The sequence below is a fragment of the Mesorhizobium sp. 131-3-5 genome, assembly GCF_016756575.1.
In the GTDB taxonomy this organism is placed as follows: Bacteria; Pseudomonadota; Alphaproteobacteria; order Rhizobiales; family Rhizobiaceae; genus Mesorhizobium; species Mesorhizobium jarvisii.
Genome location: NZ_AP023254.1, coordinates 5,525,924 through 5,539,802 on the forward strand (window position 1 = coordinate 5,525,924; position 13,879 = coordinate 5,539,802).

Sequence of the window (13,879 nt, forward strand, 5' to 3'; positions counted from 1 at the left end):
GAGGAACGAATGCTGACGGGAACCTGCCATTGTGGCGCAACCCACTGGACCCTGGAAGGCGATCCCGGGCCGGTGACGGCCTGCAACTGCACGCTCTGCCGTCGCTATGGCGTGCTCTGGGCCTACGACTATGTCGACGAACGCATTCGCGTTTCGGGACCGACGGACAGCTATACGCGCGCCGGAAAGGCCACACCGTCGCTCGAAATCCTGTTCTGCCCGACCTGCGCCTGCGTGCTCGCCTGGCGTGGTTTGCGCGCCGAGGAATCTGGTCGCACACGCATCGCCGTCAATGTAAGGCTGGCGCCACCCGCGGCGGTCGCCGATCTGCCTATCGACCATTTCGATGGCCTCGACACATATGACGACCTGCCCCGCGACGGGCGTTGCGTGCGCGACATGTGGTTCTAGAAGATGGTGCGGGACACTTGGCGCTCGACGGCCGGAGACAAACCGTCGTCGCGACCCCCCGATGCCTGCACAGCAGGATGCTCGGTGGCATTGGCAGGCGGCGGAACAGGATCCGGCAAGACCACAAGCTGCGGCACCTGCTTGTAGGAAAAGCCGCCGCGGATATCACCCATCTTGCTGGCAACGATGCCCAGCGCCGCCTTTTCGAGATTGCGATCATAGCGCGTCTCGGCGGCGGCCGGCGCGACTATGGTGGCCACGAGGGCCACGCCGCACAGAAGCGTCTTCATTGTTCTTGTCTCCCTGCCTGACGCCGATCTAGCAGGGCGCCGTTGAAAAACGGCCAAGGGACACGGTAAGCAAAACGCCAAACGGCAGTGTTAACAATGCGTTACGAAATAAAGCCGGCAAACTGATTCAAGCGCTTCAGATTTCGAGTCAGGCGCGCTGGGCGCGGGCCGTATGATCGAGCGCGGTGAAAACGGTGCGCACGATGCCGGTGGCATCGAGCCCGGCATCGGCATACATTTTTTCCGGCTTGGCGTGATCAGTGAACACGTCAGGCAGCACCAGCGGGCGCACCTTCAGGCCGCTTTCCAGCAATCCCTCATGGGCAAGGAACTGCAGCACATGGCTGGCGAAGCCGCCAATGGCGCCCTCCTCCACCGTGACCAGAACCTCGTGCGAGCGGGCCAGCCGGCGGATCAGATCCTCGTCGAGCGGCTTGGCGAAGCGGGCATCGGCAACGGTGGTGGAAAGCCCGGCCGCGCCGAGTTCCTCGGCAGCTATCAGGCAATCCTGCAGGCGCGTGCCGAAGGACAACAGAGCCACCTTTGTGCCTTCCCTGACGATGCGGCCCTTGCCGAGTTCGAGAACCGAGCCGCGCTCCGGCATGTCGACGCCGACGCCATTGCCGCGCGGATAGCGGAAGGCGATCGGGCCGTCATCATAGCTTGCGGCGGTGCGCACCATATGGCGCAGTTCCGCCTCGTCAGCCGCCGCCATCACGACAAAGCCCGGCAGGCTTGCCAGGAAGGTGGTGTCGAAGGCGCCGCAATGGGTGGCGCCATCGGCGCCGACGAAGCCGGCGCGGTCGATCGGGAAGCGCACCGGCAGTTTCTGGATCGCGACGTCATGGACGACCTGGTCATAGGCGCGTTGCAGGAAGGTCGAATAGATCGCCGCGAACGGCTTGTAGCCTTCGGTCGCGAGACCGGCAGCGAAGGTCACAGCATGCTGTTCGGCAATGCCGACATCGAAGGTCCGTGACGGGAACACTTCGCCGAACAGATCAAGCCCTGTGCCGCTCGGCATGGCGGCAGTGACAGCGACGATGCGGTCGTCCTCGCGGGCTTCCTGGATCAGGCTCTCGGCGAACACCTTGGTGTAGGCCGGTGCGTTGGCCGGCGCCTTGGCCTGCGCGCCGGTGATGACGTCGAACTTGTTGACGCCGTGATACTTGTCCGCGGCGGCTTCCGCCGGCGCATAGCCCTTGCCCTTCTGGGTGACGACATGGATCAGCACCGGGCCTTCGCCATTGTCGCGGACATTCTTCAGCACAGGGATCAGATGCTCGAGATTGTGACCGTCGATCGGGCCGATGTGGTAGAAGCCGAGCTCCTCGAACAGCGTGCCGCCGGTGACGTAGCCGCGCGCATGCTCAACCGCCCTTGTGATCGCACGATCGGCGCGCTTACCGAGATAGGATGTCAGCTTCTTGCCGAAGTCGCGCAGGCCGGCATAAGCCTTGCCCGAGGCGAGCCGCGCCAGATAGGCGCTCATCGCGCCGGTCGGCGGCGCGATCGACATGTCATTGTCGTTGAGGATGACGATGAGTCGGGCATCGAGCGCGCCGGCATTGTTCATCGCCTCATAGGCCATGCCGGCCGACATGGCGCCGTCGCCGATGACGGCGATGACGTTGTTGCGGCCGCCGGAGAGGTCGCGGGCGGCGGCCATGCCGAGGCCGGCAGAGATCGATGTCGAGGAGTGGGCGGCGCCGAAGGGATCGTATTCGCTTTCGGCGCGGCGGGTGAAGCCGGACAGGCCGCCCTCCTGGCGCAAGGTGCGGATGCGGTCGCGGCGGCCGGTCAGGATCTTGTGCGGATAGGCCTGGTGGCCGACATCCCAGATCAGCCGATCGTCCGGCGTGTTGAAGACGTAATGCAGCGCCACCGTCAGTTCGACCACGCCGAGGCCGGCGCCGAGATGGCCGCCGGTGCGCGACACCGCGTCGACCAGTTCGAGGCGAAGCTCGGACGCCAGTTGCGGCAATTCGCTCTCGTCAAGCGCGCGCAGATCCGCCGGAATGCGGACCTTGTCGAGAAGCGGCGTATGCGGCGTTGCGTTCACGGGTGCTCAGGCTTTCTGTTCAACGGCGGGATAAGCCGCCGGCCGGCGAAAGTAAATGCGTGTCGGTGACGCGGATCAATCAGATCCCCTCGCCGATTTCCTCAGCTTTCCGGAAGCGGGATGAACTCTTTCTCATCTCCAGGAACGATATCGAAGCGTCCCGTCTTCCATTCCTGCTTGGCCTGTTCGATGCGCTCCTTCGACGAGGAGACGAAATTCCACCAGATGTAGCGCTGCGAGCCAAGCGAGGCTCCGCCGAAAAGCATGAAATGCGCACCGGTTTGCGACGAGATGATGATCTCGTCACCGGGCCGGAACACCAGCAACCGCTCTGCCGGAAAGACGTCGCCCGAAATCGCGATCTCGCCTTCCAGCGTGTAGATGGCGCGCTCTTCCGCGTCGGCGGGAATCTTTATACTGGCGCCCGGCGCCAGCCTAAGGTCGGCGTAAAGTGTCTCGGAATCGGCTCTCACGGGGGAGCGCAACCCTTGAAAATCGCCTATGACGACGCGGCCGCGGACGCCTTCGGCATCGATCTCGGGCAGCCGCAAGGCAGCGGTGTTCTCGAAGACCGGGGCCACTTCCTCCTTGCCATCGGGCAAGGCGAGCCATGTTTGCAGGCCGGAGATCGACATCGGCGCTCCACGCAATTCCTCCGGCGTGCGCTCGGAGTGGACGATGCCGCTGCCGGCGGTCATCAAATTCACGTCGCCCGGCTGGATCACCATTTCGGTGCCCAGGGAATCGCGATGACGGATCTTGCCGTCGAACAGATAAGTCACCGTCGACAGGCCGATATGCGGGTGAGGACGGACATCGAGAGCCTGGCCTGCCCGCAGGATCGCCGGACCCATGCGATCGAAGAAGATGAACGGCCCGACCAGCCGCCGCCTGGCGGTCGGCAGAGCGCGGCGCACCTCGAAGCCGCCAATGTCCTTGGCATTCGGGATGACCATCAGTTCGATCTGGTCGCTGGCAAAGGCGTCGCCGGCTTCAGGGTCATTTCCGGGAAAGAAGCTCATGGGCTCTCCTTGTCAGCGGTCGAGGACCGCTCTGGCCGCATCAGGCAAAGCGGATCGCCGCTTTTGCCCGCAGTTTGGCCGCCACCTCTTCGCGGTTGCGCGGGTGCTGATTGGTTTCGAGCGAATCGAGAAGTTCGCGCGCCGATGCCGCAATGGCTTCGACGGCGTGATCGAACGCATGCTGGTTCTGTTTCGAGGGCCGTGTCGTTCCGCTCAGCTTGCGAACGAACTGAAGGGCCGCGTCGCGCACTTCGTCATTGGTTGCCGGCGGGTCAAAATTGAACAGGGTCTTGATGTTTCTGCACATCGCTTCCGTATCTCCTCTTGTCCTGGAGCCGTTTCAATCGGGACGAGCTTAATCCTCAACCTTGATCGTGTCCAAAAACCGGTAAGGCTACTCCGCGCCTCAATCCGCGTCGAGCGGCTCGGTTCCGACCGGCTTGCCGTCGCGCGACAGCCTGATCTTCTCGACCTTGTCTTCGGCGGCCTTCAGCAGCCGGTCGCAATGCGCCTTCAGCGCCTCGCCGCGCTCGTAGATCTTGATCGACTGGTCGAGCGGCACGTCGCCACGCTCCAGATCATCGACGATCTTCTCCAACGCGTCGAGTGCCTGTTCGAAGCTCATCGCCTTGACGTCTTCGTTGGTTTCACCAGCCATCATTCATCCTTTCATCAGTCGCCCGACATGGGCGGCGACCGAAAATGCCAGTCCCTGCAGATCGTAGCCGCCCTCGAGCAGGCTGACGAGCCGGTTGCCGCTGTGGCGCGCGGCGCGCTGCATCAGCTGGCCGGTCGCCCAGTCGAAATCGTCCTCGGTCAGATTGATCTCGGCCAGCGGATCGCGGTGATGCGCGTCGAAACCGGCCGAAATGATGATCAGATCGGGCGCGAAATTGTCGAGCGACGGCAGCACCCGCGACAGGAAGGCATCGCGAAACACCTCACTGCCGGTCTGCGGCGCCAAGGGTGCATTGACGATGTTGCCGGCGCCGGTCTCGGTCTTCGCGCCAGTGCCGGGATAAAGCGGCATCTGGTGCGTCGAGCAATAGAGAACCGAGGGATCGTCCCAGAAAATATCCTGCGTGCCGTTGCCGTGATGGACATCCCAGTCGACGACGGCGACACGCTCGGCGCCATGCTTCTTCTGCGCATAGCGCGCCGCAATCGCCGCCGTGTTGAAGAAGCAGAAGCCCATTGCGGTGGTCTTTTCGGCATGGTGGCCGGGCGGCCTTGCGGCGACGAAGACGTTGTCGGCGCGGCCTGCAAAGACGTCGTCAACAGCGGCGTTGGCCGCGCCGATCGCGGCGATCACCGCCTGCCAGCTCTTCGGGCTGGCGGTGGTGTCGGCATCGATGCGGGCAATACCCTCTTCGGGAATGGCGGCACGCACACGGGCGACGAAATCGGCGGGATGGGCGTAGAGGATGGTGGCCTCGTCGCCCTCCGGCGCTTTGACACGATCGAGCGCGGCAAAAGCCTCGTCGTCGAGCACGCGCTCGATGGCGCGCAGGCGGTCCGGCCGCTCGGGGTGACCGGGCGGTGTGATGTGTTCGAGGAAGATCGGATGCGTGTAGAGACGGGTTGTCATGCTCCCTATCTAGTGCCCCGGCGCCGCGATGGCCATGCATTGCAGCTTGATGGCTGGGGAAAATCGCGCCTGCGTCCATTGGCGTCGCTGCGGGGATTGGCGCGGCCGAGCCTTCGGCGTAAGGTCGCCGCTACTGCCTGGTGCCCGTCGCAAGCGGGAGAATCGGGAACACGGTTGAATTCCGTGGCGTGCCCAACGCTGTGAGGGGGACCGCGCCGGTAAATGCCACTGTCGATGACGGGAAGGCACCGGACGCGGGTTGATCCCAAGCCAGAAGACCGGCCTGGCAGGCATCGTCATCCGCATGGTCAGGCGGACGGCATCAGAGCGACGTGCGTCCGCTTGGATGCACAAAGTGCGCTCTGACGGTGTGGAGCTATTGCAATCGCAAGGGGACGAGCGATGCCGGAACACATGACCGCTGCTATGGGTGATGGATTTGACCAGATGGCGCGCGACGCGGTTTACCGCGCCATGTTCACGCGGCGCGACGTGCGCAGCCATTTCCTGCCCACCGGGCTCGACGACGCGGTGCTGGCGCGGCTTCTGCTTGCCGCCCACCATGCACCGTCGGTCGGCTTCATGCAGCCGTGGAATTTCATCGTCATCCGCGACGCCGCGCGACGGGCTGATGTGCGCGACCTGTTCCTGGCCGCGCGCGAGCAGGAATTGCCTGAAATCGAAGTGGAAAGACAGGCGCTCTACCGCAAGCTCAAGCTTGAAGGCATCTGCGAAAGCGCCCTCAACATCTGCATCACCTGCGACCGCGAGCGCTCAAAAAACTCGCCGCTGGGACGTTGGCACAATCCGGAGATGGATCTCTACAGCACGGTCTGCGCGGTGCAGAATTTCTGGCTGGCCGCGCGTGCCGAAGGCGTCGGCGTCGGCTGGGTCAGCATCATCGAGCCGCAAGCGTTGAAGAGCCTGCTGTCCATTCCCGAGCACGTGACGCCGATCGCATATCTCTGCGTCGGCCGGGTTTCCGAGTTCGCATCCAAACCGGACCTGGAAACGCATGGCTGGGGCCGGCGGCTGCCGCTGCCCGATCTGATCATGAGCGAGACTTTTTGCGGGCAAGGAGAGACGCCACTCAAGTCAGCGGTGGCGCACCTCAACACGGTTGCTGCTGCGCAGGCGAATCCCGCCGATCAGTGCGTCGCGCCGGCCGTGCCCCAGCGCGAGCCGCCAAAGGAGGCCAGCGCCTTGTCCTTCAACTCTCGGAACTTCGACGACGCCTCGGCCAGCCGGGCATCCCAGGCCGGATCAGGCACCTGGCCGGCGATGGTCTTGAAATAGACCTGCATCAGGCAGGCGATGGCGAAGGGCTCGATGAAGGCCGCCTTGAAGGCCCAGGCAAAGACGATGGCGAGCACGAAAGCCCAGCCGGCGAGTTGCCCTGGCATGAGGAAAAGAATGGCGGCGGCCGGGGCCAGCATCAGCAGGAAGATGACGAAGGAGACACCCCACATGATGACCGCCAGCCAGACGGCGTTCTTGATCATGGTCTTGCCGTTCTGGGCGTAGAGCACCACGCCTTGCCGAGCGGTTTCGAACGGTGAGGACGAATTGATGCGGATGTTGTAGCCGAGGATGATCTCGTCGACATAGGTGAGTGACAGGCGGATCACCGTGTTGATGAAGGAGACCAGGCCGCTAAGCCCCGGAATGGGCAGGAAGGCGGCGATGCCGCCGAGCAGGCCGGTGATGGCGCGGATGGCGCCCTTGACCAGCTGGTCGACGACGAAAAGGATGTTGGCCTCGGCGAAGCGCTCGGTCACGACCTGCCTGGCATAGGCGATCTGGTTCTGGCCGTCGGGAACATCCCGGCCATCAATCAGATGGACCATCACGGCGATATGGCCGGCCTTGACGACATAGAGGATGTATTCGCGGATCCAATAGACGGCGATCGAAACCACGCCGAAGCCGACCACCCCGCCCCACAGGGCAAAGGACATCGGCCCGTCAGGATCGGTGGAGATATGGCCGACGCCATAGCCGACGGAAGCGCCGGTGCCGGTCGCCATGATGTAGGCCAGCGTGATGCCGAAATAGACGATCATGCGGAAGACAATGAAAGGCCAGGTCCGCACCATGATGGACACCGACCTGCCGATATCGAAATCCCACATGCCCGAATCTCCCCTCAGAGATGGCTGGAAAGGATGCGCTCACCCCGAGGATTGTCAATCATGAGCGGTGGACAGCGGTGCGCCCAACGAGGATTTAGTTCTGTTGCGAACCCGGTTTTCTGAGCAGTCCCTCGAGCAGTTGCTTGAACGCCGCAACCACTATCTTCGACGTCGCTTCGGGGTCGTTAGAATTGGCGATCCGCTGCGCCGCCTGGCTGCTCGCCCCGTTGATCAGCCGTGCGGCGGTCTCGGGGTCGACGCCCGGGACGACCACCCCCTCCCCTTGCAGCGCGGTCAGATGATCGGTCATTGAGCCGACGCAGGCATTGGCATTCGACCATTGCGCCGGATCGCCCAAGACGGCCGGACCGTCGCGGAACATGATGCGCTGGATTTCCGGCTCCAGCGCCATTTCGATATAGGTCGTGCATTCGTCGACGAAATGCTGCCAGCGGGTCGGCGCTCTCGACGCCACCTCATTCACCCGGGCCGCCATCTCGCCGTCGATTTCGGCGATAACCGCCTCCAGCAGTCCCTTCTTGTCGCCGAAATGGTGATAGAGGGCGCCGCGCGTCAGCCCGGCCGATGCCGTGAAATCATCCATCGACGCTTCGGCATATCCGATCGTGCCAAAGGCCTGGCGGGCCGCAGCAATCAGCTTGGCGCGCGTTTCGGCGATCATTTCCTTGCGGGGTCTGTGCATTTCCGTCTGGTCCTATTCACATACGTTCCGTATGCCAATTGACATACGTCGCGTATGCTCTATCTAATCCTCATACGCTTCGTATGTAATTGTCGAACCGCCCTTTGTCGAGGAACCCCATGCAAAACCCCTATTCAGAAATCTTCCGCGCCCCTGGAGCGAGGGGCTTTGCGGCCGCCGGCTTCATGGCGCGCCTGCCGATCGCCATGGCGCCGATCGGCATCGTGGCAATGCTGTCGCAGACGCGTGGCGAATACTGGTTGGCGGGTGCCGTCTCGGCGACATTCGCTCTGGCCAACGCATTCCTGGCGCCGCAAATATCAAGACTGGTCGATCGCCTTGGCCAGACGCGGATCGTCGTGCCCACGACAATCATCTCCGTGCTCGCCTTCATCACTCTCATTGCGGCCGCCAATCAGGACTGGCCGGTTTGGACGCTGTTCGTGTCGGCGCTGCTGGCGGCGGCCATGCCCAGTATGCCTGCCATGGTGCGCGCGCGCTGGACGGAGCTTTTCCGGGGCCGGCCCGAGATGAACACCGCTTTCGCCTTCGAATCGGCGGCGGATGAACTGGTCTACATCGCCGGCGCATCGCTGTCGGTCGGCCTCAGCGCCGCCCTGTTTCCGGAAGCGGGCATGCTGGCGAGCACACTGTTCCTCGCCTTGGGGTCGACCGCGTTCATCCTGCAGAGATCGACCGAGCCGCAAGTGCGCCCGGTGGACCACGGCTCGAGCGGCTCGGCGATCCGCCTGCGGCCAGTGCAGATCATCACCTTTGCCCTGATCTTCATTGGCGCCACCTTCGCGACGACGGAAGTGAGCACGGTGGCCATCACAAAAGAGCTCGGCCAGCCCGGCGCCGCCAGCCTCGTCATCGGCGTCTACGCGCTGGGGTCGTTCGTGCTCGGCATCATTGTCGGCGCGCTCAACCTGAAGGCTCCACTGCAACGCCAGCTTGCCATCGCGGTCGCCCTGGTCACGCTCGGCACGCTACTGCCGCTCACCGCCAGCAGCGTGCCGCTTCTAGCGTTGACCGTCTTCATCAGCGGCGTGGCGATCTCGCCGACCTTCATCACGGCCTTCGGCCTGATCGAACGGCATGTGCCGGAAGCGATGCTGACCGAAGGCATCACCTGGGTGACCACCGGGATCGGCATCGGCATGGCACTGGGCTCCTTCGCCGCCGGCGCCGTGGTGGATGCGTTCGGCGCCCAGAACGGGTTCTGGGTTTCGGTGGCATCAGGCACGATTGCGCTCGCCACCGTGCTGCTCGGCCAGCGCATCCTGGCCACGCAAAAATGCGAACTGGACGGATGCGACGCTGCGGTCGTTCCCGCGGAGTGACACGGCCGGAATGGCTTGGGCCAGTGTGACTTCGTCATCCACGGGCGGAGCGACGCGAAGCGGAGCGCAGACCCGAGGATGACGACATCGCGGAGGTTTCAGGTAGCTAGAGGATCTCTGTCTTGGCGATGTGGATGCCAAACCCTTCGAGGCCGACATAATGACGCTCGCGCGAGGCGATTAGGTTGATCGAGGAAATGCCGAGATCCTTCAGGATCTGCGCGCCGAGGCCGATCTCGCGCCATTCGTTTTCGCGGCGGCGCGCCTCTTCGTGATCCTCGCGGTCGCCGCTCAGCGGACGCTTGCGCTCCTGGTGCGCGACGCCGACGGAGCCCTCTCTGAGATAGACGATGACGCCGCGCTTGCGCTCGCCCATCGCTTTCATGATGCCGTCCAGGCGATGGCTGGTGCCGAAGACATCGGTCACCACATCCTCGGAATGCAGCCGCACCGGCACGTCCTCGCCATCGCGTATATCGCCAAAAACGACAGCGACGTGATGCATCGTGTCCCAGGGCAGCGTGTAGGTGAAGACCTGCGCCTTGCCGCCAAGCGTGTCGATATCGGAGCAGGCGACACGCTCGACCAGCGTTTCCTTGCGCTGGCGGTAGGCGATGAGGTCGGCGACCGACACCTGCTTCAGGCCGTGCTCTTCGGCGAAAGCCTGCACTTGCGGGCCGCGCTTGACGGTGCCGTCGTCGTTGACCAGTTCGGAAATGACGCCGATCGGCGGCAGGCCGGCGAGCTTGCAGAGATCGACCGCCGCTTCGGTATGACCCGAACGCATCAGGACGCCGCCTTCGCGGGCGATCAGCGGGAAGATGTGGCCGGGGCGGACGAAATCGGAGGCGCCGACATTGCCGTTGGCAAGGTTGCGCACGGTCAGCGTGCGGTCTTCGGCCGAAATGCCTGTCGTCGTGCCATGCTTGAAATCGACGCTGACGGTGAAGGCGGTGGTGTGGGCGGAATCATTGTCGGCGACCATCGGCTGCAGGTTGAGCCGCTTGGCTTCCTCACGCGGCATCGGCGTGCAGACGATGCCCGAGGTGTTGCGCACGATGAAGGCCATCTTTTCCGGCGTGCAGTGAACGGCGGCGACGATCAGGTCACCCTCGTTCTCGCGCCCGTCATCATCCATGACGACGACGATCTCGCCGCGTTCGAATGCGCGGATGGCTTCGACAATCTTCTTCTGATCGTAAGGCATGGGATGCTCGCTTCGCTCGCAGGGATTCGGCAGTAGGCAGAAGGGAAGAAAAAGGCTGTTTCGGGCGGCCTACTGCCTATTCCCTACTGCCTATTCCCTTCCCCGTCTGTCCCCTGTGCCGCAGATAGTGATCGGCAATCGCGCAGGCAACCATTGCCTCGCCGATCGGCACGGCGCGGATGCCGACGCAGGGGTCGTGCCGGCCCTTGGTCATCACCTCGACGTCGTTGCCGTCCTTGTCGATCGACTTTCGCGGCGTCAGGATCGACGAGGTCGGCTTGACGGCGAAACGGGCCACGATCGCCTGACCAGTCGAGATGCCGCCAAGGATGCCGCCGGCATTGTTGGACAGGAACACCGGCTTGCCGTCATTGCCGATCCGCATCTCGTCGGCATTCTGTTCGCCGGTGATGCGCGCGGCCTCGAAACCATTGCCGATCTCGACGCCCTTGACGGCGTTGATCGACATTAGGCCCGACGCAATGTCCTGGTCGAGCTTGGCATAGATCGGCGCGCCAAGCCCTGGCGGCACGCCGTCGGCGACAATCTCGATCACAGCGCCGACCGAGGATCCGGCCTTGCGGATACCGTCGAGATACTGCGTGAAGACGGGAACGGAAGCAGGGTCGGGCGTGAAGAACGGATTCTCCGCGTCGCCGATGAAATTCCAGTTCCAGTTGGCGCGGTCGATCGATTTTTCGCCCATCGAAACCAGGGCGCCGCGCACCACCATGCCGGGCACCACCTTACGGGCGAGCGCGCCTGCGGCGACCCTGGCAGCGGTCTCGCGGGCCGAGGAGCGGCCGCCGCCGCGATAGTCGCGTATGCCGTATTTGACGTCATAAGTGTAGTCGGCATGGCCGGGCCGGTACTGGCGGGCGATCTCGCCATAGTCCTTCGATCGCTGGTCGACATTCTCGATCAGCATGGAGACCGGCGTGCCGGTGGTGATCATCGTCTCGCCGTCCTCGTCGAGGACGAAACCGGACAGCACCTTCACCTCGTCGGGTTCGCGGCGCTGGGTGACGAAGCGCGACTGGCCCGGCCGGCGCTTGTCGAGTTCGGCCTGGATTTCGTTGCGCGTAAAGCGGATGCCGGGCGGGCAGCCATCGACCACGCAGCCAAGCGCTGCGCCATGGCTTTCGCCCCAAGTGGTGACGCGGAAAAGATGGCCGAACGTGTTGTGAGACATGGAAAAGTGCCCTGCCCGGCAGCGGAGCCGGTTGAAGCCTGCCTTCTATTGGCGTTTTTTGCGGTGGTCAAACTGTCATCCCTGCCGTTTAAGTTTTGACACATTCGGCTGGTTTCTGCTTTCTTCCATCCGCCGTTGAGGATCCGCCGCCACAGTGCCGGCGCAATGACCAAAGAGGACGATCATGCGTACCCTGATTGGCGCTGTTGCCGCCACCCTGCTCTATTCCACCGCCGCCTTCGCCGGACAGACCGAAGGCCTGATCAAGAAGGTCGACAAGGACGCGCTGACCCTGACGCTGGACGACGGTAAATCCTACAAGCTGAACGCCGAAACCGATCTCGACTCGCTGAAGCCGGGCATGGACATCGTCATCGCCTACGACGTGACCAATGGCGAGAATGTCGTGACCGATATGCAGTTGCCGGACAGCGACACGAACTAGGTCAGGCGGCTTAAAGCCACTCCAGGCTCTTGCCTTCGAGTTTGAGCACGCGATCCTGTGGTATTTCGAGGTTCGCGGCCTCGTCCTCGGCCATATCTAGCACGAAACGGAACAGGGTGCGCATGACGCCGCCATGCGTCACGCAAACCGTCTTGCGGTCGATCTCGTCGAAGCAGGGTTTCACCCGTTCGAGCAGCATCTGGTAGCTTTCCGCCCCCTCGCCCGGCGGCTGAAAATTCCATTTGTCCAATGCGCGGAACCGGCTTGCTCCGGGAAACTGTGTCTCGAGCTCGGCAAAGGTAAAACTCTGCCAGTCGCCGAAATTGACCTCGACCAGCCTGACATCGGTTCGATAGGCGAGCGGATCGAGTTTCATCGCGGCGCGGATGCGTTCCATCGTTTCGCGCGTCCGCCGCATCGGGCTGGCGACGAAGTCGAACTCCCCGGGATCGCCGACAAGGTCGGCCAGCCGACGCCCGTTTCCGGTCGCCTGCTCGCGGCCAAGGGCATTGAGATCGGTGTCGGCCTGGCCCTGAAGCCGGAATTCGGCGTTCCACGCGGTCTGGCCGTGGCGCACGATATAAACCAGCGGGTACATCAGGTCTTCCGGAGGTCGGGCCAGGGCCTGGGCGGAGGATGGGCGGAGGGCGTTATTCCTTGACCGTCGAAATATCAGGCGCGTCGACCGCCTTCATGCCCACCACGTGATAGCCGGAATCGACATGGTGCACCTCACCGGTGACGCCACGCGACAGGTCGGACAGGAAATAGACGCCGGAATCGCCGACCTCCTCCTGCGTGACCGTCTGCTTCAGCGGCGAATTGTATTCGTTCCACTTCAGTATGTAGCGGAAGTCGCCTATGCCCGAGGCGGCCAGCGTCTTGATCGGGCCGGCCGAGATCGCGTTGACGCGGATCTTCTTGCCGCCGAGATCGACGGCAAGGTAACGCACGCTGGCTTCGAGCGCGGCCTTGGCGACGCCCATGACGTTGTAGTGCGGCATCACCTTCTCGGCGCCGTAGTAGGTCAGCGTGAGCAGTGAACCGCCCTCGGTCATCAGCGCCTCGGCGCGCTTGGCGATGGTCGTGAAGGAGAACACCGAAATGTCCATGGTGCGCAGGAAATTGTCGCGCGTCGTCTCGACATAGCGGCCGGTCAGCTCGTCCTTGTCGGAGAAGGCGATGGCATGGACGAGAAAATCGAGCTTGCCCCAATGCTTGGCGACATTGGCGAAAACCTCGTCGAGGCTCGCCGGATCGGTGACGTCGCAATGGCCGGCGACAAAGGCGCCCAGTTCCGCCGCCAACGGCTCGACACGCTTCTTGAACGCCTCGCCCTGATAGGTCAGCGCGATCTCGGCGCCATGGTCGACGCATGCCTTGGCGATGCCGTAGGCTATCGACCTGTTGTTCGCGACGCCAAGAATAAGGCCGCGCTTGCCGGCCATCAGGCCCTGTCCACCCGCCATGTGAGCGCTCTCCGC

The 13,879-nt window shown here is 63.5% G+C and carries 15 protein-coding genes, 1 pseudogene and 1 riboswitch; of the genes and pseudogenes, 4 read left to right on the forward strand and 12 right to left on the reverse strand.

All coding sequences use genetic code 11. The features are described 5' to 3' along the window. Positions 1-9 precede the first annotated feature (9 nt). The gene (locus tag JG747_RS27155) at positions 10-411 is read left to right on the forward strand and encodes a GFA family protein (protein WP_202360411.1); all 402 of its coding nucleotides are present in this window, start codon (positions 10-12) and stop codon (positions 409-411) included. Here the strand turns inward: JG747_RS27155 and JG747_RS27160 are convergent. From JG747_RS27160 to JG747_RS27185, 6 genes are all read right to left on the reverse strand, one after another. Continuing rightward, entirely contained in the window at positions 408-701 is a 294-nt protein-coding gene (locus JG747_RS27160; RefSeq protein ID WP_202360412.1) for a hypothetical protein, read from the reverse strand. The two genes, JG747_RS27155 and JG747_RS27160, sit on opposite strands and share 4 nt — an antisense overlap. 148 nt (positions 702-849) lie before the next feature. Beyond that, positions 850-2,763, reverse strand: a complete 1,914-nt coding sequence (gene dxs, locus JG747_RS27165) for a 1-deoxy-D-xylulose-5-phosphate synthase (RefSeq protein WP_019856976.1) — start codon at positions 2,761-2,763, stop codon at positions 850-852. Positions 2,764-2,864: 101 nt separating this feature from the next. Beyond that, complete coding sequence (locus JG747_RS27170; protein ID WP_202360413.1) at positions 2,865-3,785, reverse strand: pirin family protein; 921 nt, start codon at positions 3,783-3,785, stop codon at positions 2,865-2,867. 40 nt (positions 3,786-3,825) lie between these two features. Then, positions 3,826-4,092, reverse strand: coding sequence for a DUF2277 domain-containing protein (locus JG747_RS27175; RefSeq protein WP_010914875.1), 267 nt, complete (start codon positions 4,090-4,092; stop codon positions 3,826-3,828). Between the two features lie 99 nt (positions 4,093-4,191). Continuing rightward, complete coding sequence (locus tag JG747_RS27180; RefSeq protein WP_027046614.1) at positions 4,192-4,443, reverse strand: exodeoxyribonuclease VII small subunit; 252 nt, start codon at positions 4,441-4,443, stop codon at positions 4,192-4,194. A 3-nt stretch (positions 4,444-4,446) separates the two neighbouring features. Beyond that, positions 4,447-5,373, reverse strand: a complete 927-nt coding sequence (locus JG747_RS27185; protein ID WP_019856973.1) for a histone deacetylase family protein — start codon at positions 5,371-5,373, stop codon at positions 4,447-4,449. 121 nt (positions 5,374-5,494) lie between these two features. Next, positions 5,495-5,674, forward strand: a riboswitch (cobalamin riboswitch). A gap of 173 nt (positions 5,675-5,847) precedes the next feature. Here JG747_RS27185 and bluB point away from each other — a divergent pair. Beyond that, positions 5,848-6,354, forward strand: a pseudogene (gene bluB / locus JG747_RS37165) (5,6-dimethylbenzimidazole synthase); the annotation flags it as partial. A 167-nt stretch (positions 6,355-6,521) separates the two neighbouring features. Here the strand turns inward: bluB and JG747_RS27195 are convergent. Together JG747_RS27195 and JG747_RS27200 are read right to left on the reverse strand one after the other, a co-directional pair. Then, a complete protein-coding gene (locus JG747_RS27195; protein ID WP_019856970.1) occupies positions 6,522-7,505 on the reverse strand; it encodes a hypothetical protein in 984 nt (327 codons plus the stop codon). Positions 7,506-7,599: 94 nt separating this feature from the next. Beyond that, positions 7,600-8,208, reverse strand: a complete 609-nt coding sequence (locus JG747_RS27200) for a TetR/AcrR family transcriptional regulator (RefSeq protein ID WP_019856969.1) — start codon at positions 8,206-8,208, stop codon at positions 7,600-7,602. A 119-nt stretch (positions 8,209-8,327) separates the two neighbouring features. Here JG747_RS27200 and JG747_RS27205 point away from each other — a divergent pair, with 119 nt between their 5' ends. Then, on the forward strand, positions 8,328-9,551 hold the full coding sequence (locus tag JG747_RS27205) for an MFS transporter (protein WP_202360414.1): 1,224 nt from the start codon (positions 8,328-8,330) through the stop codon (positions 9,549-9,551). A gap of 106 nt (positions 9,552-9,657) precedes the next feature. Here JG747_RS27205 and ribB read toward each other — a convergent pair whose 3' ends face one another. Both ribB and aroC read right to left on the reverse strand, forming a co-directional pair. Next, positions 9,658-10,758: a 3,4-dihydroxy-2-butanone-4-phosphate synthase gene (ribB, locus tag JG747_RS27210; protein WP_069091670.1), complete on the reverse strand. Its 1,101-nt coding sequence runs from the start codon at positions 10,756-10,758 to the stop codon at positions 9,658-9,660. 76 nt (positions 10,759-10,834) lie between these two features. After that, positions 10,835-11,950 (reverse strand): chorismate synthase, encoded by a 1,116-nt coding sequence (aroC, locus tag JG747_RS27215; protein WP_019856965.1) that lies wholly within the window; start codon positions 11,948-11,950, stop codon positions 10,835-10,837. 184 nt (positions 11,951-12,134) lie between these two features. On the opposite strand from aroC, the gene JG747_RS27220 reads away from it, so the two are divergent. Then, positions 12,135-12,395, forward strand: coding sequence for a DUF1344 domain-containing protein (locus JG747_RS27220; protein WP_019856964.1), 261 nt, complete (start codon positions 12,135-12,137; stop codon positions 12,393-12,395). Between the two features lie 10 nt (positions 12,396-12,405). Here the strand turns inward: JG747_RS27220 and JG747_RS27225 are convergent, their stop codons facing one another. Next, on the reverse strand, positions 12,406-12,993 hold the full coding sequence (locus JG747_RS27225) for a histidine phosphatase family protein (protein ID WP_202360415.1): 588 nt from the start codon (positions 12,991-12,993) through the stop codon (positions 12,406-12,408). A gap of 52 nt (positions 12,994-13,045) precedes the next feature. Beyond that, positions 13,046-13,864 (reverse strand): enoyl-ACP reductase FabI, encoded by an 819-nt coding sequence (gene fabI / locus JG747_RS27230; RefSeq protein ID WP_019856962.1) that lies wholly within the window; start codon positions 13,862-13,864, stop codon positions 13,046-13,048. Between the last annotated feature and the right edge of the window lie 15 nt (positions 13,865-13,879).

Bases quoted from the DNA above. Each gene is read 5' to 3' on its own strand.
- JG747_RS27155 (WP_202360411.1), top strand. From the start codon at position 10: ATGCTGACGGGAACCTGCCATTGTGGCGCAACCCACTGGACCCTGGAA.
- JG747_RS27160 (WP_202360412.1), bottom strand. From the start codon at position 701: ATGAAGACGCTTCTGTGCGGCGTGGCCCTCGTGGCCACCATAGTCGCG.
- JG747_RS27170 (WP_202360413.1), bottom strand. From the start codon at position 3,785: ATGAGCTTCTTTCCCGGAAATGACCCTGAAGCCGGCGACGCCTTTGCC.
- JG747_RS27175 (WP_010914875.1), bottom strand. From the start codon at position 4,092: ATGTGCAGAAACATCAAGACCCTGTTCAATTTTGACCCGCCGGCAACC.
- JG747_RS27180 (WP_027046614.1), bottom strand. From the start codon at position 4,443: ATGGCTGGTGAAACCAACGAAGACGTCAAGGCGATGAGCTTCGAACAG.
- JG747_RS27185 (WP_019856973.1), bottom strand. From the start codon at position 5,373: ATGACAACCCGTCTCTACACGCATCCGATCTTCCTCGAACACATCACA.
- JG747_RS27195 (WP_019856970.1), bottom strand. From the start codon at position 7,505: ATGTGGGATTTCGATATCGGCAGGTCGGTGTCCATCATGGTGCGGACC.
- JG747_RS27200 (WP_019856969.1), bottom strand. From the start codon at position 8,208: ATGCACAGACCCCGCAAGGAAATGATCGCCGAAACGCGCGCCAAGCTG.
- JG747_RS27205 (WP_202360414.1), top strand. From the start codon at position 8,328: ATGCAAAACCCCTATTCAGAAATCTTCCGCGCCCCTGGAGCGAGGGGC.
- ribB (WP_069091670.1), bottom strand. From the start codon at position 10,758: ATGCCTTACGATCAGAAGAAGATTGTCGAAGCCATCCGCGCATTCGAA.
- aroC (WP_019856965.1), bottom strand. From the start codon at position 11,950: ATGTCTCACAACACGTTCGGCCATCTTTTCCGCGTCACCACTTGGGGC.
- JG747_RS27220 (WP_019856964.1), top strand. From the start codon at position 12,135: ATGCGTACCCTGATTGGCGCTGTTGCCGCCACCCTGCTCTATTCCACC.
- JG747_RS27225 (WP_202360415.1), bottom strand. From the start codon at position 12,993: ATGTACCCGCTGGTTTATATCGTGCGCCACGGCCAGACCGCGTGGAAC.
- fabI (WP_019856962.1), bottom strand. From the start codon at position 13,864: ATGGCGGGTGGACAGGGCCTGATGGCCGGCAAGCGCGGCCTTATTCTT.